Here is a 21,864-nt window from a genome sequence, read left to right on the forward strand (position 1 = left end):
CAGATCCCCTGCCTCGCCCGCCCGTGGAGGACGCCATCGCCGAGTCGTCCCCCCGCCGCGGCGGCCCGCCGGCCGACCGGCCGTCCGTGCACTGGTGGTCCGCCCGCGGCCCGGAGCGGCACCCGGCCGGAGCGCCGGTCTTCGTGCTCGTGCACGGGCTGGGCCTGTCGCACCGTTCGTTCAGCCGGCTCGCGGCCGCGCTCGTCGCCCACGGGCCCGTGCTGGCCCCCGACCTGCCCGGCTTCGGGCGCTCGCCCGGCCCGGGGCGGCGCCTGACGATCCCGCAGCTCGCCGAGGCCCTGCTGCCGAGGCTCGACGCGCTCGCCTCGGCTCCGCTCGCCGGCCCGGTCGTGCTCGTCGGGCACTCGCTCGGCGCGCAGGTGGTCGTCGAGATGGCTCTGCGTCGCCCCGACGTCGTCGCGGGCGTCGTGCTGGTGGGCCCCGTCGTCGACCGCGTCGCGCCGAGCGTCGTCGGCCAGGGCCGCCGGCTCGCCCTCGACATGCTCGGCGAGCCGCCGCTCACGAGCGCCATGGTGACGCGTGACTACCTGCGCGGCGGCCTGCTGTCGTACGCGGCGGGCACCCGCTCGATGCTCCGGTACCGGATCCACGAGCGCCTCCCCGGGCTGGCGGCGCCGCTGCTCGTGCTGCGGGGCCGCCACGACCCCGTGGCGCCCGCCCGCTGGGCCGACGAGCTCGTCGCTCTCGTCGCCGACGGCGAGGCGCGCGACGTGCCCGCCGCCGTCCACAACGTCGTGCACTCGCGGGCCGCGGAGGTGGGCCGAGAGGTCGTCGACTTCGCCCGACGGTGCTGCCCGGGGGCAGGGTCGCAGGTCTGACATCGATGTCGTCCACCCCTTGCCTCGGAATGAGCTGTGTGGATACGATCAGCCGGTCGAGCCCCTGGCCCCCGATCACGGGGTCGGTGAGGGCCGACGTCCCCCTGGTGAGCCACCGCGCACGATGTCGTGCGCACCGGCCCGCCTGCTCGTGATTACAAGGGAGTAGTCGTGACCGTCGTCCCCACCCGCCCACCTCGAGGCCGAGCCGGCAGGGCGACGCGCCGCGTCGCCGTCGGCACGGCCCTCACCGCCGTCTCGGCCCTGCTGCTGTCGGGCCTCCCGGCCCTCGCCGCCGTGGCCGCCCCGGTCGACCTCGCCCGCTTCGGCACCGTCACCGCGTCGGCCTCGCAGTCCGACGCGGACGGCACCTTCCCCGCCGAGGCCCTCAACGACGGCGACGCCGCGACCCGGTGGGCCAGCGGCAACGGCCCCGACGAGGACGTCCCGTTCACCGCGTCGGTGATCGTCGACCTCGGCGGCGTGGCCCGCGTCGACTCGATCGGCCTCGACTGGGAGGCCTCGTACGCGACGCGCTACACGGTCGACGTGACCACCGGCGACCCCGCGCTGGCCGAGAGCTGGACCACCGCGCAGACGGTCGACGCCGGCGACGGGCAGCGCGACGAGGTCGCCCTGTCGGCGCCCACGGACGCCCGCTACGTGCGCGTCAGCATGCTGCAGCGCTCGGCGGCGACCTGGGACGCCTCGCGGCCGCACTGGTACGGCTACTCCGCCTACGGCCTCCAGGTGTACGGCGAGGCGCAGACCCGTTCCGTCAGCTTCGACCGCGCGACCGCGACGGTCGCCGCCGGGCAGACCCTCACCGCCGGTCTCAGCCTGACCGGCACGAGCGACGAGCCCGTCAGCGTGCGGGTCCGCTCCACCGGCGGCACCGCCGTCGCCGGCACCGATTACCGGGCCGTCGACGAGACCGTGACCTTCGCGCCCGGCGAGACCACCGCCTCCGTCGCGCTCGAGACGATCTCGACCGGCGCGCTCAGCCCCCGCCGCACGGTCGAGCTGACCGCCTCCGACGCCAGCGAGCCGACCGTCGTCGGGTCGCGCGGGTCGCTGGCCGTCACGCTCACCCCGACGGGCGAGCTGCCCAACGTCGGCGAGACCCGGGTGCTCGACGACTTCGAGGCCGGGGTGCCCTCGGGCTACTTCGGCTGGGGCGCCAGCGCCGCGGTGACGCCGGCGCTCTCGACCGTCGCCGCCGAGCGCGAGGGGGCCGCCGGCACCCAGGCGCTCAGCGCGGTCGTCGCCGGGCCCACCGCCCCCGACAGCTGGTACGGCTTCTCGCACGACCAGCCCGCCGCCGACTGGAGCGACGCCGACGGCTTCTCGTTCTGGTTCAGGGGCGCGGCCAGCGGCCAGCAGCTGCGGTACGAGCTGAAGAACGGCGGCGTGCTCTTCGAGACGAGCGTCACCGACGACAGCACCGACTGGAAGCGCGTCAGCGTGCTCTTCGCCGACCTGCGCGTCAAGGGCCAGCCGACCAGCGACACCCGCTTCGACCCGTCCGCCTCGACCGGCTTCGCGGTGACGCTGACGCAGCTCGGCGCCGGCACGTACCTGGTCGACGACGTGGCCGTCTTCGACCGCGCCACGATGATCGAGGACTTCGAGGGCGACGTGCCGCTCAGCACGACCGCCGACCCCGTCGGCTTCTTCACCTGGGGCTCGCCGGCACCGACCGAGCCGACCATCAGCCGCGAGGTCACCGTGCAGGAGCGCGGCGGCGACGCCGAGAACCACGTGCTCTCGGGGCAGTTCTCGATCCCCTCCGGGGGCTACGGCGGGCTGAGCCACAACTTGGCCGACAGCCAGGACTGGTCGAGCTACCAGGGCATCCGCTTCTGGTGGTACGCGTCGCAGTCGAACAACCCGGCCTCGCCCACGGCGGGCGCCGACATCAAGCTCGAGATCAAGGACGGCGACCCGGCCGGCGGCGACACCGCCGAGACCAGCGAGCTGTGGGCCACGACCTTCAAGGACAACTGGGGCAGCAGCACCTCGCGCTGGAAGCTCGTCGAGCTGCCCTTCTCGTCGTTCACGCCGTCGGGCTACCAGCCGGGCGACGCCGCGACGACGAACGGCACCCTCGACCTCACGGCCTCGTTCGGCTACTCGTTCACCTTCACGCCGGGCACCCCGGCGCCCGTCGGCTGGGCGATCGACGACACGCAGCTCTACGGCACGCCCGCCTCCGCGGCGTCGGTGACCGTCGACTCCACGCAGGACGTCTGGCTCGTCGACGCCGGCCAGCCGGCCGAGGTCGCGCTGACCGTGACGACCGCCGGTGACGAGCCCCTCGCCTCCGACGTGTCCGTCGACTGGGCCACCGCCGACGGCACCGCCGTGGCGGGCACGGACTACGACGCCGCGTCGGGCACCGTGACCTTCCCGGCCGGGAGCGCCTCGGGTGCTCAGCAGACGGTCACCGTGGCGACCCGCGCCTCCACGGGGGCCGCCGAGGCCAAGGAGCTCCAGGTGACGCTCGCGTCGACCACGGCGAAGGTCGGCGACGGCCCGCGCGTCGTGCTCGCCGCGCACGACCTGCCGTACCTCGACGCCTCGCTGCCCACCGCCGACCGCGTCGCCGACCTGCTGGGCCGGATGACGCTCGAGGAGAAGGTCGGGCAGATGGCCCAGGCCGAGCGCCTCGGCCTCACGTCGACGAGCGACATCAGCGACCGGGCCCTCGGCTCGCTGCTCAGCGGCGGCGGGTCGGTGCCCGAGGGCAACACCGCCGTCGCCTGGGCCGACATGGTCGACGCCTACCAGCGCGAGGCCCTGTCGACCCGCCTGCAGATCCCGATGATCTACGGCGTCGACGCCGTGCACGGCCACAGCAACGTGGTCGGCGCGACGATCTTCCCGCACAACACCGGCCTCGGCGCCACCCGCGACCCGGCCCTCGTGGAGGAGATCGCCCGGGTCACCGCGCAGGAGGTGCGCGCCACGGGAGTGCCGTGGACCTTCGCCCCCTGCCTCTGCGTCTCGCGCGACGAGCGCTGGGGCCGCAGCTACGAGTCGTTCGGCGAGGACCCCGCGCTGGTCCGTACCTTCGCGGCCCCGTCGGTGCTCGGCCTGCAGGGCGACGACCCGACCGACATCGGCGGCGCCGACGAGGTGCTGGCCACGGCCAAGCACTGGGCCGGCGACGGCGGCACCACGTACGACGAGTCCGTGGCGGGCACGGGCGCCTACCCGATCGACCAGGGCGTCACCGAGGCGGGGTCGCTCGAGGAGTTCACCCGCCTGCACGTCGACCCGTACCTCCCGGCGCTCCAGGCCGGCGTCGGCACGATCATGCCGTCGTACTCGGCGGTCGACCTCGGCGACGGGCCCGTGCGCATGCACGAGAACACCGCCCTGAACACCGACCTGCTGAAGGGCGACCTGGGGTTCCGGGGCTTCCTCATCAGCGACTGGGAGGGCATCGACAAGCTGCCCGGCGGCACGTACGCCGAGAAGGCGGTGCGGTCGGTGAACTCGGGCCTCGACATGGCGATGGCGCCCTACAACTACGGGGCCTTCATCGACAGCATCGTGGCGGCCGTCGGCTCCGGCGACGTCTCGCAGTCGCGGGTCGACGACGCCGTCCGTCGCGTCCTCACGCAGAAGTTCGACCTCAACCTGTTCGAGCAGCCCTTCGCGGACCGCACGAACGTCGACGGGGTCGGCTCCGCGGCGAACCGCGCCGTGGCCCGCCAGGCCGCGGGCGAGTCGCAGGTGCTGCTGACGAACGAGGGAGGCGCGCTGCCGCTCTCGAAGACGGGCTCGCTCTACGTGGCCGGCTCCAGCGCCGACGACCTCGGCCGCCAGATGGGCGGCTGGACGATCAGCTGGCAGGGCGGGTCGGGCGACACGACGACCGGCACGAGCATCGCCGAGGGCATCCGCGAGGTCGCCCCCGACGCCGCGGTGACCGTCAGCCCCGACGCCTCCGCCCCGATCGGCGCCGACCAGACCGGCGTGGTCGTGGTGGGCGAGCGCCCGTACGCGGAGGGCCAGGGCGACGTGCCCAACAACGGCTCGAGCCTGTCGCTGACGGCCGCCGACCAGGCGACGGTGGCGAAGGTCTGCGCCGCGACGGCCACCTGCGTGGTGCTCGTCGTGTCGGGCCGGCCGCAGCTGCTCGGCGACGTCGTCGGCCAGGCCGACGCCGTGGTCGCCTCGTCGCTGCCCGGCTCCGAGGGCGCCGGCGTCGCCGACGTGCTGTTCGGCGACCGGCCCTTCGCCGGCCGCCTGCCCGTGACCTGGGCGGCCAGCGCCGACCAGGTGCCGATCAACGTCGGCGACGCCGACTACGAGCCGCTGTTCCCCTACGGCTGGGGCCTCCGCACCGACGGCGCGCGTGACCGGGTGGAGGCGCTGGTCGCCGGCCTGCCCGAGGGCGCGGCCCGCGAGGCGGTCGAGGCCCTCCTCGACGCCGACGTCTGGGGCGACGACGGGAGCGTGACCGACCCGGCCGCGGCCCTGCGCCTCCTCCTGGCCGCGGTGGGTCCGTTCAGCGGCACCGACCTCGGGGCTATGACCACGGCCGACGTGCTCGTGTCGCTCGCCCGCGACCTCGCCCAGGCGGCGATGGTCGACGGCACGGCCGTGGCGGGCTCGGACGCCCTCACGGCCGACGCCGAGGCCGCGCTGCAGCGCGGACTGCCCGACGTGGCCCTCCGGGGCTTCGCGGCGGTGCTCGGCATCGACCTCGACGTCGACGAGCCCGCGAAGGCGGTCGTGCCGGCCACGCTCGACCCCGCGACCGCCCGCCCGGGCGACTCGGTGTCGATCACGGCCACCGGCTTCGTCGCCGGCGAGGCCCTCGCCGGCACGGTGTTCTCGGAGCCGCAGTCGATCGGCACCGCGACCGCGACGGTCTCGGGCGTCGGCGTGCTGCGCTTCACCGTGCCGGCCGACCTCGAGCCGGGGGCGCACGTCGTCGAGCTCGAGGGCGCGGGGCAGATCGCCCGCGCGACGCTGACGGTGCTGGCGGCCGACGGCCCCGGCGACCCCGGCGACCCGGGCACGCCGGGCACGCCGGGCACGCCCGGTGCGGGCACGCCCGGCACGCCGGGAGCCGGCACGCCCGGCGCCGGGGCGCCCGGTGCCGGAGCCGGCGGCTCCGACGGCCCCGGCCGCGTCTCCGCCGCCCGCGGTCCGCTCGCCTTCACCGGCTCGGACGCCTGGGTCGGCATCGGCGCGGCGGCCCTGATGATGATCGTGATGGGCGCCTGGCTGACGCTCCGTCACCGTCGTCGACAGGGCAACGACTGAGCGGTCGCGCCACGTCGCACTGACGACGGAGGCCCCCGTCCCTTCCCGGGGCGGGGGCCTCTGTCGTGCGGTGCAGGCGGCGGTCGCTAGGCGGCGACCGGCTTGCGCTGGCCGACCACGGCGCCGGCGTCGGCGGCCTGGGCGGCCTCGACGGTGACGCTCTCGCCCGAGCGGCGGACGAAGCGCTTGAGTCCGACGAGCACCACGGCCGACACCACGGTGCCCGCGAGGATCGCGACGACCCACATGCCGAGGTTCCCGATCGCGAAGAACACGAAGAGGCCGCCGTGCGGGGCCTGCGACGTCACGCCCGCGGCCATCGAGATGGCTCCGGTCACCGCGCCTCCGACCATCGAGGCCGGGATGACGCGCAGCGGGTCGGCCGCGGCGAACGGGATGGCCCCCTCGGAGATGAAGGAGGCGCCCAGCAGCCACGCGGCCGTGCCGTTCGAGCGCTCGACCTGCGAGAAGCCCTTGCGGTACAGCACGGTCGAGGCGAGGGCCATCGCGAGCGGCGGCACCATGCCCGCGCCCATGACGGCGGCCATGATCATCAGCGGTGCGGGGTTGTCGGTGAGCGAGCCCGCCGAGAGGCCGGCGACGGCGAACGAGTAGGCCACCTTGTTGACGGGGCCGCCGAGGTCGATGCACATCATGAGGCCGAGCACGACGCCGAGCACGACCGCGCCCGTGCCGTTGAGGCCGTTGAGGAAGTCGGTGAGCGCGACGGTCAGCGCGGCGATCGGGCCGCCGAGCACGAGCACGAGCAGGCCGCTCGCGAAGATCGACGCGAAGAGCGGGATGATCACGACGGGCATCAGGCCGCGCAGCCAGCGCGGCACGGTGGGCCGGCCGATCCAGTACGCGGCGAAGCCGGCGAGCAGGCCGCCGACGAGGCCGCCGATGAAGCCGGCGCCCATGAAGACGGCGACGGCGCCCGCGACGAAGCCGGGCGCGATGCCCGGGCGGTCGGCGATGGCGTAGGCGATGTAGCCGGCGAGGGCCGCGACCAGGAAGCCCATCGACAGGTTGCCGATCTGGAAGGCGGCGGCGCCGAGGAAGTACACCAGGCCCTCGGGCGGCAGGTTCGTCAGCGAGTAGTCCGTCAGCACGGTCGCGGCGTTGCCCGCGATCTCGTAGCCCGAGAGCAGGAAGCCCAGGGCGAGCAGCAGGCCGCCGCCGGCGACGAACGGGATCATGTACGAGACGCCGGTCAGCAGCCAGCGCTTCAGCGACGAGCCGAAGCCCTCCTTCGCGCGGGTCTCCTGCGCCGACGCGTCGTCGGCCGAGCCGGCGACGCGGGGAGCCGCGGGGTCGGTGGCCGCGGCCATCGCCTCCTTCACCATCGCGTCGGGGGCGTCGACGCCGCGCTTGACCGGGCCGCGCACGACGGGCTTGCCGGCGAAGCGCGACTGGTCGCGCACGTCGACGTCGACGGCGAAGATGACGGCGTCGGCCGCGGCGATCACGGCGGGGTCGAGCGGGGTCACCTTCGACGAGCCCTGCGTCTCGATCTGCAGGTCGGCGCCGAGGCGGGCGGCGGCCGCGACCAGCGCGTCCGCGGCCATGTAGGTGTGGGCGATGCCGGTGGGGCACGCGGTGACGCCGACCAGCTGGGGGCGACGGGCGCCGTCGGCCGGGGAGGTGCCGGAGGCGCTGGTCGCGCCCGCGGGAGCGGTGCCGGTGGTGCCCCGCGCCTCCGCGACGTCGCCGCTGACCTCCTGGTCGACGAGGGCGACCACGTCGGCGGGGGTGCGCGCGGCCCGGAGCGCCGCGGTGAAGTCCTCGCGGATCAGCGCGCGGGCGAGGGTGGAGAGGACCGTCATGTGGTCGCTGTCGGCGCCCTCGGGCACCGCGATCATGAAGACGATGTCGGCGTCGCCGTCGGGGGCGCCGAAGGGCACCGTGCGCGCGAGGCGCGAGAAGGCGAGCGTCGGCTCGGTGACGGAGGTCGACCGGGCGTGGGGGATGGCGATGCCGCCGGGCACGCCGGTGCCGATCGAGGCCTCGCGGGCGATCGCGTCGTCGGCGAGCGAGTCGGCGGAGCCGGCGCGGCCGGCGGCGGCCACGCGGCCGGCGAGCACCCGGATCACGTCGGACGACGTGGCTCCCAGGTCTTCGTCGAGGCCGACGAGGTCGGTGCTGATGAGTGCGGACATGGTGGGGTGCTCCTTGGGGTCGGGCGTCGTTGCTCAGCGGTGGCCGACGGCCACGGGGGCCATCGGGACGACGTCGATGTCGTCGGGGGAGGTCTGGTCGAGGGAGGGGACGATGCTGCCGGGCAGCGCCGCGGCGGCGGCGCCCGAGGCGACGGCCTGCGCGAGGCGGCCGGCCGGGTCGGCGCCGGCCTGCTCGGCGAGCAGCCAGCCCGAGAGGGAGGAGTCGCCGGCGCCGACCGTGCTCAGCGGCACGATGCGCGGGGCCGCGGCGAACCACGCGCCGGAGTCGTCGACGAGCACGGCGCCCACGCTGCCGAGGGTCAGCAGCACCGCGCCGACGCCGAGCTCACGGAGGCGCTGGGCGCCCGCCACGGCGGCGTCGAGGTCGCGCTCGTAGGTCTCGGCGTCGCCGCCGACGACCTCGGCGAGCTCCTCCGCGTTCGGCTTCACCAGGTCGACCCGCACGCCGGAGGCGACGAGCGCCGCGAAGGGGGCGCCCGACGAGTCGACGGCGATGCGGGGCGCGGCGTCGCCGTGGGCGGCGCGCACGGCGCGGACGACGTCGGCCAGCCAGGTCACCGGCAGCCCCGGGGGCAGCGACCCCGCGAGCACGAGCCACGACGCGAGCGGGGCGTGCTCGACGACGAGGCCGGTCAGCGCCTCCACGTGGGCTCCGAGGTCGGGGCCGACCTCGTTGATCTTGGTCGTCGTGCCGCCGGGCTCGGTGACGGTGACGTTGGCGCGCAGGCGCTGCTCGATCGGCAGGTTCACCGTGGGCACGCCGCGCTGGCGGAGGGCCGTGAGCACGGGGTCGTCGAGCAGCCCGGGCAGCAGCGCGACGGTCTCGGCGCCCGAGGCCGCGAGGGCCCGCGAGACGTTGACGCCCTTGCCGCCGGGCTCGTCGGTCGTGCGGGCGGCGCGCTGCACCTCGCCGCGGCGGAGCTCGTCGGTGAGCTCGATCGTGCGGTCGAGGGAGGGGTTCGGGGTGACGGTGAGGATCATCTGCCGGGCGGGCGCGCCCTCGGCGGGGCCGGTGCCGCTGCCCGCGGGGCCGGGGGCGGTCGGTGCTGTGCTCATCGTCGGACCTCGTCGTCGTCGGGAGCCTGATCGACTCCGTTCCGGACGATGAAACCACATGATCGGGCAGAGAACAACAAGAACGGGCATCCGATCTGCCCCGGATCGGTCTGCTCGTCTCGTCGACGCCTTCGAACGCAGCGCGAAGTGCCTCGTCCTGGGCCCTGCAACCGACCCAGGGCCCAGGACGGGTCACCTCGATCGGTCAGGCGCGACGGCGGCTGACGAGCAGCCCTCCCGCTCCGGCGAGGAGCAGCAGCGCCGCGAGCGCGGCGCCGAGGCGAGCGTCGGTGCCGCCCGTGTAGGCGAGCTCGCCCGCGCGGGCAGGCGTGCCGACGACGCGGGTCGGCGTCGTGCCGGCCGGGACGGCGCCCGTGCCCGTGCCGGTGCCGGTGCCGGTGCCGGGAGCGCTGGCTCCCGTCCCCGGCACGACCGGCGTCGTCGGGTCGGTCGGCGCCGTCGGCGCCTCGCACGGCAGCGTCCCGGCGCGGAGCGAGAAGCCGTCCGTGTCGGCGTCGTCGGCGTAGAACGTCTGGCGCGCGCCGTCGGTGCAGGTCGCGGCGTCGGCGACGGCGAAGCCCTCGTTGGCGAGCCCGCGGTCGGCGTTCAGCGGGGCCTCGTAGACGACCTGCTCGGCGAAGGCGCCCGAGGCGTCGACGTCGAAGAGGGCGGTGCGGCCCGAGCAGGCCTCGTCGCAGACGACCCAGAGGGCGTCGAGGTCGGCGTCGAACTGCACGTCGGCGACGAGGTCGAACGAGGTGGCGATCGTCGCGACGCGCTCCGCCGATCCGTCGGTCGAGAGGGCGTAGGCGTAGACGCTCGCGGTGCCCTCGACGCCGACGAAGAACAGGCCGTCGCCGTGGCCGGGGCGGGCGGCGGGGTCGTAGGCGGCGCCGGTCGACTCGTCGACGAAGCCGCGCTCCGTCAGCCACGAGTCGGGCACCCAGGTGACGCCCTCGAGGCCGGCGTTCGCGCCGAGGCCGGGGAAGTCCGCGGCGAGGTCCCACTCCTGCGTCGCGACGAGCGTCGTCGCGCTGCCGGCGGCGGCCACGTCGTAGCGCAGCACCGAGGGTCGGCTGACGCTCGAGGCGGCGTTGTTCCGCTCGGACGAGACGTACACGCCGCCGTCGCTCGAGTCGCCGGTCACGGTGACGCCCTCGGCGTCGACGCGGCCGGTGCCGTCGGGGTAGCGCAGGGCCTTGCCCGCGGACCAGCCGGAGTCGGTGGCCGGGGCCCATCCCCCCGCGCCGTCCGAGACGATGCGGTAGAGCAGGCCGTCGCCGTTCTGCACGGCCCAGAGGGTGCCGTCGGCCGAGGTGCCGGACGGCTCGTAGTCGAGGCCGCTGAGGTCGCCGGTGAAGGTCGCCTCGTCGTCGAGCGGCAGCTCGTCCGGGCCGCCGGGCCACGGCTGGGTGAGGACGGTGCCCGCGGCGATGTTCGCCGAGCCCTTGGTGGCCTCGAGCGTGCCCGTGACGTCACCGGTGCCGTCGGGGCTGCGGCCCCAGGTCACCGCGGCGTGCTGCGTCCAGGCGTACGAGTCGACGAGGGTGACTCCGTCGCGGGCGAACAGGCGGACGCTGTCCGCGCCTCCCAGTCCGAAGTCGAACCCGGCGGGCGTCGTCGTCGTCAGCTCGTCGAGCACGAGGAAGCCCCCGGGCTGGATGACGGAGCCCGTCGGCAGCACGTACCGGTGCGTGTCGTCGCTGTCGCTGAGCACGAAGCCGCTGACGTCGACGGGGGTCGCGCCGACGGTGGTCAGCTCGACCCAGTCGCCGGGCGTGCCGCCGCTCGACTCGATCTCGTTCAGGCGCACGGGGGAGGAGCAGTCGTTCGCCGCGCCCTTCGTGCTCGTCGTCGTGGTGGCGAACTCGCCGGTGCCGTCGGGGCATCGCCCGTAGCTGACGAGGCTGTGCTCGGTCCAGCTGTAGGTGAGCGCCAGGGCGCCCGAGGTGTCGTAGACGCGGGCGGAGTCGGCGCCGCCGAGGCCGAAGTCGAAGCCGGGGCGGACGCCCTGGGCCTGGTCGATGACGAAGAAGCCGCCGGGGGCGACGGTCGAGCCGGCCGGCAGCACGTACTTCGCGTGCGAGTCGTCGCCGTCGAGGAAGGACCAGCCGGAGACGTCGACGGCGGTGCTGCCGACGTTGGTCAGCTCGACCCAGTCGGTGTCGTCGCCGTTCGACTCGACCTCGTTGATGCGCAGCGTCGTCGTGACCGGCGCGGGTGCGGGCGTCGGAGCCGGGGTGGGCGCGGGGGCCGGAGCCGGCGTCGTGTCGGGGTCGGTCGGCGTCGGCGTCGGCGTCGTCGCCGCGGCGTTGGCCGTGCCCTTGCTCGAGGCGGGCGTGACGCCGAAGGCGCCCGTGCGGTCGGGCAGGCGCCCGTACGTCGTGGCGGCGGCGGCCGTCCAGCTGTACGAGTCGAGGAGGGTGGTGCCGTCGGCGTCGAAGAGGCGCACCGAGTCGGCCTTGCCGAGGCCGAAGCTGAGGCCCGCAGCCGGGTCGGTCGACTCGTCGACGACGAGGAACCCGAGGGCCGGGAGGGTCGTGCCGGCCGGCAGGGTGAAGGCGTGGGTGTCGTCGTTGTCCTTCAGCACGAGGCCGGAGACGTCGACCGGGGCCGAGGTGGTGTTGGCGAGCTCGATCCAGTCGCCGGGCGTGCCGCCGTCCGACTCGATCTCGTTGACGACGACCGTGCCGGGGAGCGTCGGGGCTCCCGTGGCGGCCGAGGCGGGGGCGGCGGTGCCGACGAGCCCGACGGCGGCGACGCAGCCGACGAGGGTCGTCGCGCCGAGGCGCCGGAGGAGGGGGTGCATGCGTGATCCGTTCGTGGGGTGACGTGGTCACCCGCACTCTCGTGCCCCGCGACGTGCAGCCGGTGAACCCCCGGTGAACGACAGGTGGTGCGCATCACCGCGTCGACGCGAAGCCCTGCGTCCCGTCGGGCCGGCGGCCTGCCCGGAGAAGGCTCAGGCCTCCTCGTCGTCCTCGTCCTCGTCGCCCTCCGCGTTGCCCGCGGCCTCGACCCAGTCGGTCGCCTCGTCGGAGAGGTAGAACTCGTCGTCGGTGCCCTCGCCGACCCAGGTGTCGTCGTCGCCCGGCTCGCCCGTGACGGCGGTGATCTGCTCGAGGATCTCCGGCGGCACGGCGTCGCCGGCGTTGTCGATCAGCCACTGCCGCGTGCTCGGGATCAGGTCGGGCCACCACTCGTCGATTCGCATGCGCCGAGCCTGGCACGCCGCGGCGGGCCGTGCCAGCCCGGAGGGGCGTGGTCGGAGCGGGCGTGGCCGGAGCGGGCGTGGCCCGGAAGGGTGCGACAGGGCCGGCCCGGCGCTAGTGTCCCGGCATGACCTGGCCCGTCGTCCACCTCTCCCGCTCGCTCGACCACGACGTCGCCGCGGTGTCCCGCATCGCCGGGGACCCGGCGAACCTGCCCGCGTGGGCGGCGGGCCTCAGCGTGGGCGTCCGCCAGGAGGGCGGACGATGGTTCGCGGACTCCCCGATGGGCGTCGTCGAGGTGGCCTTCACCGGGCCGGTGGAGCTGGGCGTCCTCGACCACGACGTGACCCTGCCCGACGGGACGACCGTACGGAACCCGTTCCGGGTCGTGGCCAACGACCAGGGCAGCGAGGCCGTGTTCACCCTCTTCCGGCGTGACGGCGTCTCCGAGGCGGACTTCGACGCTGACGCCGCCGCCGTGCGGAGCGACCTCGACCGGCTCGCGGCGCTGCTCGACGAGCGGCTCCCTCGAACCCGCCAGGTGCCGCCGGCGGACGTCGACCACCCTTGAGGTCCTCCGACGACGAGCGCCGTCCGCCGGTGGTCTCGGCCTCCTCTCCGCACGGCGGAGGGCCGATGATGGAGCCATGACCACCACACTGCACGGGATCGACGTCGCCGCTGAGCTCCGACAGGTCCGAGAGCACTGGACGCCGAGGGTCGTCGGGCAGGTGAACGACCAGTACGTGAAGGTCGCGAAGCTGCTCGGCGAGCTCGTCTGGCACGCGCACGACGCCGAGGACGAGATGTTCCTCGTCGTCTCGGGGCGCCTCCGCATCCAGCTGCCCGACGACGAGGAGGTCGTGCTCGGCCCGGGGGAGTTCTGGGTCGTGCCTCGAGGGGTGCAGCACAACCCTGTGGCGGAGGAGGAGGTCGAGATCGTCCTGATCGAGACCGTCACCACGGCGCACACCGGCGACGTCGTCGTCGAGGGCACCGTCCCGCTCGAGAGGCAGGTCGGCGACTTCCGCTGACCCGGCCCGCCGCAGGCCCTCGCGACGACCCCTCGCGGCCCGGCCCGGGAGGGAGCCGCCTAGAAGGGCGCGACGCCCGAGCGGTCGATGAACGTTCCGGTCGGCCCCTGGCCGCCGCGGGTCGCGAGCTCGACCACGGCGTCGGTGCCCTCGGTCACCGTCTGGTGCCCGCTGTTGCCGTTGAGGTCGGTCGCCGTGTAGCCGGGGTCGGCGGCGTTGACGCGGATCTCGGGCAGGGCCTTCGCGTACTGGACGGTCAGCATCGTCACGGCCGCCTTCGACGCGGTGTACAGCGGCGCGACGACGGTCGACTCGATGCGGTCGGCGTCGTGCACCGCCGTGAACGACCCGAGGCCGCTCGTCACGTTGACGATGGTCGGCGCCGACGAGCGTCGGAGCAGCGGCAGGAAGGCCGTCGTCGTGCGCACGATGCTCGCGACGTTGGTGTCGAGCACCTCGAGGGCGTCGGCCCCGGTGAGCTGGTCGGGCGAGGAGTGCGACCCGGTGATGCCCGCGTTGTTGACCAGGACGTCGAGGCCGCCGGCCGCGGCGATCGTCTCGGCGGCGGCGGCGACCGAGGCGTCGTCGGTCACGTCGAGCTGCACGAACCGGGCGCCGAGCTCGTCGGCGGTCGCGCGGCCCCTGGCCTCGTCGCGGGCGCCGATCCAGACCGTGTGGCCGGCCTCGAGGAGGCGCCGGGCGGTCTCGCGCCCCAGCCCCTTGTTGCCCCCGGTGACGAGGGTGGTCGTGGTCGCGGCGGTGTCGGCGGAGGTGGTGTCGGGGGAGGTGGTGGTGCCCGTGGCGGGCGTGTCGTTCGTCATGACCCGAGTCTGCGCCCGACCCGCGACGCCCATCCAGGCCCGCCGCGTCGGGAGGACTCGCAGTACCACCCCGCCGGCCCCGGGCGCTGCGAGACTGACGAGGTGGACACCCCTGCCGGCGACCTCGGCGCCCTGCTGCGCGCGTGGCGCGACCGCCTCTCGCCCGTCGACGTCGGCCTGCCCGCCGGCGAGCAGCGCCGAGCCGCGGGCCTGCGGCGCGAGGAGCTCGCCGCGCTCGCGGGCCTCAGCGTCGACTACGTCGTGCGGCTCGAGCAGGGCCGGGCGCAGCACCCCTCGGCACAGGTCGCCGCCGCGCTGGCCCGGGCCCTCCAGCTGAGCGACGCCGAGCGCGACCACCTCTTCGTGCTCGCGGGCCTCGTGCCCCTGTCGCCCGCCACCGTTCCCGAGCACGTGCCGCCGGGGGTGCAGCGACTGATCGCGCGGCTCGGCGAGACACCGCTGGCGGTCTTCACCGCCTCCTGGGACCTGCTCAGCTACAGCCCTCTCTGGGGCCGCCTCTTCGGGGAGCCCGTGGGGGAGGGGGGCGAGCGGCCGAACCTGCTGCGGTCGTGGTTCGGCGGCACCGGCGCGATCACGCCGGGCGAGCGCGTCGAGCACGGCCGCGACGGCGGCCTCCGGGCGTTCGAGGCCTCGCTCGTCGCCGACCTGCGGCGGGTGCACGGTCGCTACCCGGGCGACCCGCGCGTGCGACGCCTGATCGACGACATGACCACCGCGAACGACACGTTCCGCGAGCTCTGGCGCACCGGGGCCGTCGGCGAGCACGTCTCCGAGCGCAAGGTGATCCGCCACCCCGTCGTGGGCGACGTCGAGCTCGACTGCGACGTGCTCACCGTGGCGGGCACCGACCTGCGCCTCGTCGCCTACACGGCCGCGACCGGCTCGCCCGCGGCCGCCGCCCTCGACTTCCTCCGCGTCGCCGCCGTCACGGCCGACGCCCGCTGAGGCGGCCCTGGCCGCTCCCCGCGCTCGGTGACGCTGTACCCCGGTGCGAGCGGCTCGACGCAGCCCTGCGGCCGACCGGTCGACGCCAGCCCGTGGCCCTGTCCCCCGAACGGGAAACGCGGGCCGCTGTCCGATTCACGCAACTAGCTAGACCGTCTAACTGTTCGGTGTCATGATCGTCCCGTACCGGTTCACGGCGGTACGCGGCCCTGGCGACAGGGCCGACCACACGGTCACCACGGTCACCGACGGCAGCGCAGGGCTGCCAGAGACGAGCAGCACCATGAGCCTCATCCACGGCAGCAGGAGCCCCTTCTCCGAGATCCGCGACGCGGATCGCCAGATCACGCTCCTCGTCATCGCCACGTCGGCGCTGGCGACCTGCGGCACCGCGATCGCCGGCATGCTCGTCGTGCTCGGCGCCGGCGCCTGACGACCTCACTCGCCTGACGCATCCGCGTCGCCCCGGCCCGTACCAGCCGCCCACGTCGTGGGGGGCCGACGAGGGCCACGTGCAGAGCCTCCTCCGGGAGGCTCTCCGCACGTCCGGGGGCGCCCGGGTCAGGGCGTCCGGGTCAGGCCGCGCCGACCAGCGCCAGGTCGTCGAGGTCCCAGGTGGGCGCCGCGTAGGGGCGGCCCCACCCGTCGCGGAGCCGCGTGACGGCGCGGTCGTACGCGTCGAGGAGGTCCATGCGTGGCCGCACCATCGACTGCAGCTGCAGCCCCTCGTAGAGGGCGAGCAGCTGCTCCGCGCCGCGGGCCGGCGCCATGGTCGCGGGCTCCCGCCCGAGCTCGACGTCGCGGCGGAGGCCCTCGGCGACCATCCGGTGGAACCGGTTCCAGTCGCCCTGCAGCAGCTCGGAGAGCGGGTGCCCGGGAGTCGCGGCCACGTTGACGAGGGAGCTCAGCAACCGCATCAGCGACGGGTCCTCGATGTTCGACTGCACGATCCGGCGCAGGAAGAGCACGGTGCCGTGCGACGCCATCACCGGCAGGAGCGGGGAGGTGCGCTCGGCCGTCCAGCGGTCGACGGCCGCGAGCAGCAGGCCGTTCCAGTCGGGGAAGTGCGCGGTCACCGCCTCCAGGGGCAGTCCCGCGGTCTCGGCCACCGCCTCCAGCGTGGTCTCGTGGAAGGCGCGGTGCCGGAAGGTCTCGATGGCGGCGGCCACGACGCTGCGGCGCAGCTCGACGTGGGCCGACTCGGCGTAGAAGTCGTCGGGGGAGGCGTTCTGGTCGTTCACGACAGCAATGTCACCAGAGCCGCGCGCGCCTGACGAGTCCCCGTTCTGGGGAAGGCCCGGGGAGGCGCGAGGTGCGTCGGTCGGCCGCGGCGCGGGCCGTGGGCGGTCGCCTCAGGCGCGCCGCGCGGTCACCACGAGCAGGTGACCTCCGCGAGGGCGTGGTCGAAGGCCGTCGTCGGCTCGAAGCCGGGGCGCAGCAGCATCTGCAGCTGGAGGCCCTCGAACAGCGCGATGAGGGTCGTCGCGAGCGCCTTGACGTCGACGCCGGCGGGCACGACGCCCTCGGTCACGTCGAAGGCGAGCCCCTGCTGCACCATCGTGTGGAAGTCGCAGTACCGGTCGCGGAGGTAGAGCGCCGCGAGGTGCCCGGGGTCGGTGCCCTCGACCGCGAGCGACAGCAGCGTGCGGGAGAGCGCGGGGTGCTGGGCGCTGTAGGCGACCAGCCCGCGCATGAAGCCGAGCGTGGCGCCGCCGGCGGTCTCGCGGGCCACCTGCTCGAAGCGGTCCTGGTTCCAGCGGTCGAGGGCCGCGAGCACGAGGCCGAGCCACGACGGGAAGTGGCGGCGGACGGCGGCGACGGTCGTCTGCGCGGTCTCGGCGACGTCCTCGAAGGTCGTCCCGGCGTACCCGAGGCGCTCGAGCGTCTCGACGGTCGCGACGACGACGTCCTTGCGGTCGGCGACGGCGAGGTCGAAGGCGCTCGGATCAGGGGCGGTCGTCTCGATCGTCACGGTTCTCCTCGAGGGGTGGTGGGGTCCTCGGCCTCAGCTTGTCGGGGTCGGCGGTCGCCTGCCACGCCCCCTTCGGGGGCGGAGGGAGCCCCGGCGCCACAGGCTCCGGCGTGCCCTGTGGAGAGAGAGCGCCCCGCCTCGTGCCCGCTGCTACGGTGAGGGCGCTCGGTTCCGGGGGGATCCACGACCGGACGAGCAGCTGCCCTGCTCCGTTCCATCGACCCTCCAGGAGAGAACCATGACCACCCCCCAGCCCTACGGCGCCGCCGGCGCCCCCGTCAAGACCGACAAGACCAACGTCCTCGCGATCGTCGGCATCATCCTCGCCTTCTTCGTGCCCCTCGTCGGCGTCATCCTCGGCTTCGTCGCGCGCTCGCAGATCAAGCGCACCGGCGAGAAGGGCAGCGGCCTCGCGCTCGCCGCGATCATCATCGGCCTCGCGCTGATCGTCATCGGCATCATCACGAGCGTCGTGCTCGGCATCGCCGCGGCGAACTCGGGCGTGTCGACCTACTAGGTCGAGCACGCCACCCGGCCACGGCCGGACGGCAGGAGGCGCGGTGAGCGATCACCGCGCCTCCTCGCTGTCCCGGGGGTCGTCCGTCGCGCCGCGCCGTGACGCTCGAGGGGCCCGAACGCTCAGGCGGCCCCGAGGGCGACGAGCATGCCGGCCACGAGCATGCCGCACGCCGACACCGCCGACGTCGCGACGACCAGGAGCGTGGTGCGCCGCTCGGCCTCCCGCACCTCCGAGAAGGGCGAGGCCTCGGCGAACGGAGACTGTCGGATGATGCTCATGGCGGTTCTCGTTCCTGACGGCCCTGCGCCGTCGTCCGTACCGGGCCCCGCGGGGCCGCATCGCCGTGAATCGATGCACATGCATATTCACACACGGGTAGCTAGATCGCCTAGCTACACCCGCTAGAGGTCGCGCTCAGCGGACAGGGCCCGCGACCAACGGACCGTGACGGTCAGGAGGCCGGGCCGAGCAGCACCGCGAGCATCGTCGCGGCCGAGCCGACGAGGAAGATCGCGGTGCCGAACTGCATCGTCTTCGTCTTGTTGCGGTCCGAGACCGGCACGCTCACCTCGAGGATGGGGCAGCCCGACCAGCCGATCAGGCCGAGGCTCAGCGCCACGGCGCCGGCACCGACCCAGAACAGCACCTCGCCGGGCGTCGACAGGAGCTCCGGCCGCCAGCCCGAGAGCAGCACCGCCGCGAACGCCAGGGCCACGGCCACGACGCCGCCGACGAACCACAGCGTGCCCGTCCACATGATCCGCTGGAGGTTCTCGACCGGGCCCATCAGGTCACGCCCGCCCGGCAGCGGGGGCTGGCCGACCGTGGGCGCGGGGTCGGGCGAGGAGGCGGGGGTGCGGGGGGTCGGGTCGGTCTCGTTCACCCCCCTACGCTGCCACTGTTCGCGCCGGAACGTGCACACGACGCACGTCTCCGTGCGTCAGCGCTGCAGCGTCGCGCTCGGGTACTCGCCGAAGCGCTCCCGGTAGGTGCCCGAGAAACGGCCCAGGTGCCCGAAGCCCCACCGGCGGGCCACGTCGGCCACGGTCGCCCGTCGGGGGTCGAGCTCGGCGAGCTCGGCGCGAGCCCGGTCGAGGCGGACGGTGCGGAGGTAGAGCGTCGGCGTGGTGTCGAGGTGGCGGGCGAACGCCGCCTGCAGCCCGCGGCTGCTGAGGCCGACCGCGGCCGCGGCGTCCGCCACGGCGATCGGCTCGTGCGCGTGGTCGCGGAGGTACTCGACGGCGCGGCGGAGGCGCGAGCCGGAGGCCACCAGCGCGAGGGGCGACGACGCCCCCGCCTCGTGGGGGAAGGTGTCGAGCACGGCCAGGGCGAGGTGCCGGTCGGCCTCCGACCGGGTCAGCAGCGGGGTCGCGGCGTCGAGCAGCAGGGGCGTCGTGGCCGCCAGCACGCGACGCCACCGCGCCAGGGCGTCCCGGCCCGGCTCGGCGGCGTGGTGGAAGAGCAGCCGGCCGGGCTCGACGCCCTCGTGCTCGGCGGCCAGGCTCTCGAGGTAGCCGCCGTCGAGGTGGACGAGGTTCTGCCGGTAGTCGGCGTAGTCGAACTCGTACGCCCGGGTGGGCGCGACGTGCGGCACGTGCAGCGTCTGGGCCGTCTCGTCGCGCCCCACGTCGGTCACGCCGTGGCCCTCGTGCAGCCACGAGACGATGTACTCGCGCGTCTCCTCCGCGACGCCGTGGGCGGTGCCCCGGAACTCCGACGTACGGAGCGTCACGACCGCGTCGCCCGTCGAGGTGTAGCGGTACGAGAACGGGCCGTCGCCGTGCTCGAGCCGGAAGCCGTCGCCGGGGTAGGCGGTCTCGTAGAGCAGGCGCGCCTCGTCGAGGTCGTGGCCGTTCGTGGCCGACCTCGTCATCGAGCCGTCTGCGTCATCCATCCCGACCCCGATCCTGGCACGGCCCGGGCCGTCCTCCCATCCGCGTCTGCCACGATCGGTGCGACCGACCCCGACCGGCAGGAGCCGACCCATGGACAACGCCCAGATCGCCACCTTCTTCACCGTGCTCATCAGCGCCGTCACGGTCGCGGGCCTCGGCCTCGTGGTCGCGTCGTTCGTGGCCATGGGCTCCTCGAAGTAGGGCCCCGCGCAGCTGTCGGGCGTCGTGGCTACTCTCGACGCATGAGACCGCTGCAGCAGACCATCATCGCCGAGCTCGCCGTCGCCCCGCAGATCGACCCCGACACCGAGGTCGAGACGCGCGTGGCGTTCCTCCGTGACTACCTGGAGACGACCGGCGCCGCGGGCTTCGTGCTCGCGGTGAGCGGCGGTCAGGACAGCACGCTCGCCGGTCGTCTCTGCCAGCTCGCCGTCGAGGGCGTGCGCCGCGACGGCGGCGAGGCCGAGCTCGTCACGGTCCGCATGCCCTACAAGGTGCAGGCCGACGAAGACGACGCGCAGCTCGCGCTCGGCTTCATCGACGGCGCCGAGGGCCTGGTCGTGAACATCCAGGGCGGGGTCGACGGCACCGCCGGCGACGTCGCCGACGCCCTCGGGGCGCCCGTCAGCGACTTCGCGAAGGGCAACGTCAAGGCCCGCACCCGCATGGTGGCCCAGTACGCGATCGCGGGCGAGCGCGGCCTGCTCGTCGTGGGCACCGACCACGCGGCCGAGGCGCTGACCGGCTTCTTCACGAAGTACGGCGACGGCGGCGTCGACCTCACGCCGCTCACGGGCCTCAGCAAGGGCCAGGGCGCCACCCTCCTCCGGTACCTCGGCGCGCCGGCCCGCCTCTACGAGAAGGCGCCGACGGCCGACCTGCTCGACGAGACGCCCGGCCAGACCGACGAGGCGAACCTCGGTCTCACCTACGCCGACATCGACGCGTACCTCGAGGGGCGCGACGTCGACGACGCGACGGCCGAGCTGATCGAGCAGCGCTACCTCGCCACCGAGCACAAGCGCCGTGTGCCGGCCACCCCGCACGACACCTGGTGGCGCAAGGCCTGAGCCCGCGTCGGCTCCCCGCCCCGGCTCCCCGCCCCGCGGGGCGGTCCGGGGAGCGCGCCGGGCGGTGCGCTCCCCGGACACCCTCCGGTCGCTCCCAGGGCGCGGGGCCAGTGTCGGGGTCACATCCGACACGACACGAAGGAAGGCAGCCATGCCCACCATCACCGTCCCCTCCGCCTCCGGCCCCGAGGTCGAGCTCCACTACGAAGACGCCGGCAGCGGCGCCCCCGTCGTCCTGATCCACGGCTGGCCCCTCAGCGGCCGCTCGTGGGAGGGCCAGGTGCCCGCGCTCGTCGAGGCCGGCCACCGCGTCATCACCTACGACCGCCGGGGCTTCGGCCAGTCGTCGCAGCCGTGGGACGGCTACGACTACGACACCTTCGCGGCCGACCTCGAGGCCGTGCTCGACGCCCTCGACCTGCACGACGTGACGCTCATCGGCTTCTCGATGGGCGGCGGCGAGCTGGCCCGCTACGTGAGCACCTACGGCCAGGGCCGCATCGCGAAGCTCGTCTTCGCCAGCGCCGTGCCGCCGTACCTGTACAAGAGCGACGACAACCCCGACGGCGGCGTCGACGACGACCTCGCCGCGTGGTTCCACGACGGCATCGTGGGCGACCGCCCGGCCTTCCTGGAGGAGTTCGTCCGCATGTTCTTCACCGCCGGCAAGCCGTCCCTGCTCAACGGCCCGAAGGTCAGCGACGCCCAGATCGCGTACAACGTCGCCATCGCCGAGATGGCGTCGCCCAAGGGCACGCTCGACTGCACCGTGGCGTTCGCGACCACCGACTTCCGCGACGACCTCACGAAGATCACCGTGCCGACGCTCGTCATCCACGGCGACTCCGACAACACGGTGCCGTTCGAGGTCAGCGGCGCGCGCACCCACGCGGCGATCGCGGGCAGCGAGCTCGTCGTGATCGAGGGCGGCCCGCACGGCGTCACCGTCTCGCACAAGGACGAGTGGAACCGCCACGTGCTGGCGTTCCTCGCCAAGTAGGCCCTCCTGCACGACC

General features: G+C 74.5%; 19 protein-coding genes. 9 read left to right on the forward strand and 10 right to left on the reverse strand.

From position 1 onward, the window contains the following. Nucleotides 1-86 precede the first annotated feature (86 nt). Together JOE43_RS06400 and JOE43_RS06405 are read left to right on the forward strand one after the other, a co-directional pair. Nucleotides 87-839 carry an alpha/beta fold hydrolase gene (locus JOE43_RS06400; protein WP_209515981.1) on the forward strand — a complete coding sequence of 251 codons (753 nt, stop codon included), beginning with the start codon at nt 87-89 and terminating at the stop codon, nt 837-839. A 171-nt stretch (nt 840-1,010) separates the two neighbouring features. Further along, nucleotides 1,011-6,122: a glycoside hydrolase family 3 N-terminal domain-containing protein gene (locus JOE43_RS06405; RefSeq protein WP_209515985.1), complete on the forward strand. Its 5,112-nt coding sequence runs from the start codon at nt 1,011-1,013 to the stop codon at nt 6,120-6,122. Nucleotides 6,123-6,208: 86 nt separating this feature from the next. Here JOE43_RS06405 and JOE43_RS06410 read toward each other — a convergent pair whose 3' ends face one another. The 4 genes from JOE43_RS06410 to JOE43_RS06425 all read right to left on the reverse strand — a co-directional run bounded on the left by JOE43_RS06410 (nt 6,209) and on the right by JOE43_RS06425 (nt 12,572). Continuing rightward, nucleotides 6,209-8,281, reverse strand: a complete 2,073-nt coding sequence (locus JOE43_RS06410; RefSeq protein WP_209515988.1) for a fructose-specific PTS transporter subunit EIIC — start codon at nt 8,279-8,281, stop codon at nt 6,209-6,211. Between the two features lie 33 nt (nt 8,282-8,314). Beyond that, nucleotides 8,315-9,283, reverse strand: a complete 969-nt coding sequence (locus JOE43_RS06415) for a 1-phosphofructokinase family hexose kinase (protein ID WP_209519107.1) — start codon at nt 9,281-9,283, stop codon at nt 8,315-8,317. A gap of 280 nt (nt 9,284-9,563) precedes the next feature. After that, nucleotides 9,564-12,167, reverse strand: a complete 2,604-nt coding sequence (locus tag JOE43_RS06420; RefSeq protein WP_209515991.1) for a lamin tail domain-containing protein — start codon at nt 12,165-12,167, stop codon at nt 9,564-9,566. Nucleotides 12,168-12,320: 153 nt separating this feature from the next. Then, nucleotides 12,321-12,572 (reverse strand): hypothetical protein, encoded by a 252-nt coding sequence (locus JOE43_RS06425; protein ID WP_056052492.1) that lies wholly within the window; start codon nt 12,570-12,572, stop codon nt 12,321-12,323. Between the two features lie 125 nt (nt 12,573-12,697). Here JOE43_RS06425 and JOE43_RS06430 point away from each other — a divergent pair, with 125 nt between their 5' ends. Together JOE43_RS06430 and JOE43_RS06435 are read left to right on the forward strand one after the other, a co-directional pair. Further along, a complete protein-coding gene (locus JOE43_RS06430; RefSeq protein ID WP_209515995.1) occupies nt 12,698-13,141 on the forward strand; it encodes an SRPBCC family protein in 444 nt (147 codons plus the stop codon). A gap of 76 nt (nt 13,142-13,217) precedes the next feature. After that, nucleotides 13,218-13,604, forward strand: a complete 387-nt coding sequence (locus JOE43_RS06435) for a cupin domain-containing protein (RefSeq protein ID WP_209515998.1) — start codon at nt 13,218-13,220, stop codon at nt 13,602-13,604. Nucleotides 13,605-13,663: 59 nt separating this feature from the next. Here JOE43_RS06435 and JOE43_RS06440 read toward each other — a convergent pair whose 3' ends face one another. Next, the gene (locus JOE43_RS06440; protein ID WP_209516001.1) at nt 13,664-14,425 is read right to left on the reverse strand and encodes an SDR family NAD(P)-dependent oxidoreductase; all 762 of its coding nucleotides are present in this window, start codon (nt 14,423-14,425) and stop codon (nt 13,664-13,666) included. A gap of 102 nt (nt 14,426-14,527) precedes the next feature. Between JOE43_RS06440 and JOE43_RS06445 the strand changes: the two genes are divergently transcribed. Both JOE43_RS06445 and JOE43_RS06450 read left to right on the forward strand, forming a co-directional pair. Further along, nucleotides 14,528-15,391, forward strand: coding sequence for a helix-turn-helix domain-containing protein (locus JOE43_RS06445; protein WP_209516004.1), 864 nt, complete (start codon nt 14,528-14,530; stop codon nt 15,389-15,391). A gap of 283 nt (nt 15,392-15,674) precedes the next feature. Then, a complete protein-coding gene (locus JOE43_RS06450) occupies nt 15,675-15,824 on the forward strand; it encodes a hypothetical protein (protein ID WP_156369883.1) in 150 nt (49 codons plus the stop codon). 142 nt (nt 15,825-15,966) lie between these two features. Here the strand turns inward: JOE43_RS06450 and JOE43_RS06455 are convergent, their stop codons facing one another. Together JOE43_RS06455 and JOE43_RS16150 are read right to left on the reverse strand one after the other, a co-directional pair. Continuing rightward, the gene (locus tag JOE43_RS06455; protein WP_209516006.1) at nt 15,967-16,632 is read right to left on the reverse strand and encodes a TetR/AcrR family transcriptional regulator; all 666 of its coding nucleotides are present in this window, start codon (nt 16,630-16,632) and stop codon (nt 15,967-15,969) included. A gap of 128 nt (nt 16,633-16,760) precedes the next feature. Next, nucleotides 16,761-17,363, reverse strand: coding sequence for a TetR/AcrR family transcriptional regulator (locus JOE43_RS16150; protein WP_209516009.1), 603 nt, complete (start codon nt 17,361-17,363; stop codon nt 16,761-16,763). 238 nt (nt 17,364-17,601) lie between these two features. Between JOE43_RS16150 and JOE43_RS06465 the strand changes: the two genes are divergently transcribed. After that, on the forward strand, nt 17,602-17,880 hold the full coding sequence (locus tag JOE43_RS06465) for a DUF4190 domain-containing protein (RefSeq protein ID WP_056052536.1): 279 nt from the start codon (nt 17,602-17,604) through the stop codon (nt 17,878-17,880). A 122-nt stretch (nt 17,881-18,002) separates the two neighbouring features. Here JOE43_RS06465 and JOE43_RS06470 read toward each other — a convergent pair whose 3' ends face one another. The 3 genes from JOE43_RS06470 to JOE43_RS06480 form a co-directional block, all read right to left on the reverse strand. Next, nucleotides 18,003-18,161: a hypothetical protein gene (locus tag JOE43_RS06470; protein WP_209516011.1), complete on the reverse strand. Its 159-nt coding sequence runs from the start codon at nt 18,159-18,161 to the stop codon at nt 18,003-18,005. A gap of 173 nt (nt 18,162-18,334) precedes the next feature. Beyond that, nucleotides 18,335-18,766, reverse strand: coding sequence for a hypothetical protein (locus JOE43_RS06475; protein ID WP_209516014.1), 432 nt, complete (start codon nt 18,764-18,766; stop codon nt 18,335-18,337). A gap of 57 nt (nt 18,767-18,823) precedes the next feature. After that, the gene (locus JOE43_RS06480; RefSeq protein WP_209516018.1) at nt 18,824-19,777 is read right to left on the reverse strand and encodes a helix-turn-helix domain-containing protein; all 954 of its coding nucleotides are present in this window, start codon (nt 19,775-19,777) and stop codon (nt 18,824-18,826) included. Nucleotides 19,778-20,020: 243 nt separating this feature from the next. Between JOE43_RS06480 and nadE the strand changes: the two genes are divergently transcribed. Next, nucleotides 20,021-20,848 carry an ammonia-dependent NAD(+) synthetase gene (nadE, locus tag JOE43_RS06485; RefSeq protein ID WP_209516031.1) on the forward strand — a complete coding sequence of 276 codons (828 nt, stop codon included), beginning with the start codon at nt 20,021-20,023 and terminating at the stop codon, nt 20,846-20,848. A gap of 151 nt (nt 20,849-20,999) precedes the next feature. Beyond that, the gene (locus tag JOE43_RS06490; RefSeq protein ID WP_209516034.1) at nt 21,000-21,848 is read left to right on the forward strand and encodes an alpha/beta fold hydrolase; all 849 of its coding nucleotides are present in this window, start codon (nt 21,000-21,002) and stop codon (nt 21,846-21,848) included. Nucleotides 21,849-21,864: the final 16 nt, after the last annotated feature.

The sequence above is a fragment of the Frigoribacterium sp. PvP121 genome, assembly GCF_017833115.1.
Lineage (GTDB): Bacteria > Actinomycetota > Actinomycetes > Actinomycetales > Microbacteriaceae > Frigoribacterium > Frigoribacterium endophyticum.

What these genes read in the sequence shown, in the direction of transcription:
- JOE43_RS06410 (WP_209515988.1), bottom strand. Translation starts at nt 8,281, where the DNA reads ATGTCCGCACTCATCAGCACCGACCTCGTCGGCCTCGACGAAGACCTG.
- JOE43_RS06415 (WP_209519107.1), bottom strand. Translation starts at nt 9,283, where the DNA reads ATGATCCTCACCGTCACCCCGAACCCCTCCCTCGACCGCACGATCGAG.
- JOE43_RS06420 (WP_209515991.1), bottom strand. Translation starts at nt 12,167, where the DNA reads ATGCACCCCCTCCTCCGGCGCCTCGGCGCGACGACCCTCGTCGGCTGC.
- JOE43_RS06425 (WP_056052492.1), bottom strand. Translation starts at nt 12,572, where the DNA reads ATGCGAATCGACGAGTGGTGGCCCGACCTGATCCCGAGCACGCGGCAG.
- JOE43_RS06430 (WP_209515995.1), top strand. Translation starts at nt 12,698, where the DNA reads ATGACCTGGCCCGTCGTCCACCTCTCCCGCTCGCTCGACCACGACGTC.
- JOE43_RS06435 (WP_209515998.1), top strand. Translation starts at nt 13,218, where the DNA reads ATGACCACCACACTGCACGGGATCGACGTCGCCGCTGAGCTCCGACAG.
- JOE43_RS06440 (WP_209516001.1), bottom strand. Translation starts at nt 14,425, where the DNA reads ATGACGAACGACACGCCCGCCACGGGCACCACCACCTCCCCCGACACC.
- JOE43_RS06450 (WP_156369883.1), top strand. Translation starts at nt 15,675, where the DNA reads ATGAGCCTCATCCACGGCAGCAGGAGCCCCTTCTCCGAGATCCGCGAC.
- JOE43_RS06465 (WP_056052536.1), top strand. Translation starts at nt 17,602, where the DNA reads ATGACCACCCCCCAGCCCTACGGCGCCGCCGGCGCCCCCGTCAAGACC.
- JOE43_RS06470 (WP_209516011.1), bottom strand. Translation starts at nt 18,161, where the DNA reads ATGAGCATCATCCGACAGTCTCCGTTCGCCGAGGCCTCGCCCTTCTCG.
- JOE43_RS06480 (WP_209516018.1), bottom strand. Translation starts at nt 19,777, where the DNA reads ATGGATGACGCAGACGGCTCGATGACGAGGTCGGCCACGAACGGCCAC.
- nadE (WP_209516031.1), top strand. Translation starts at nt 20,021, where the DNA reads ATGAGACCGCTGCAGCAGACCATCATCGCCGAGCTCGCCGTCGCCCCG.
- JOE43_RS06490 (WP_209516034.1), top strand. Translation starts at nt 21,000, where the DNA reads ATGCCCACCATCACCGTCCCCTCCGCCTCCGGCCCCGAGGTCGAGCTC.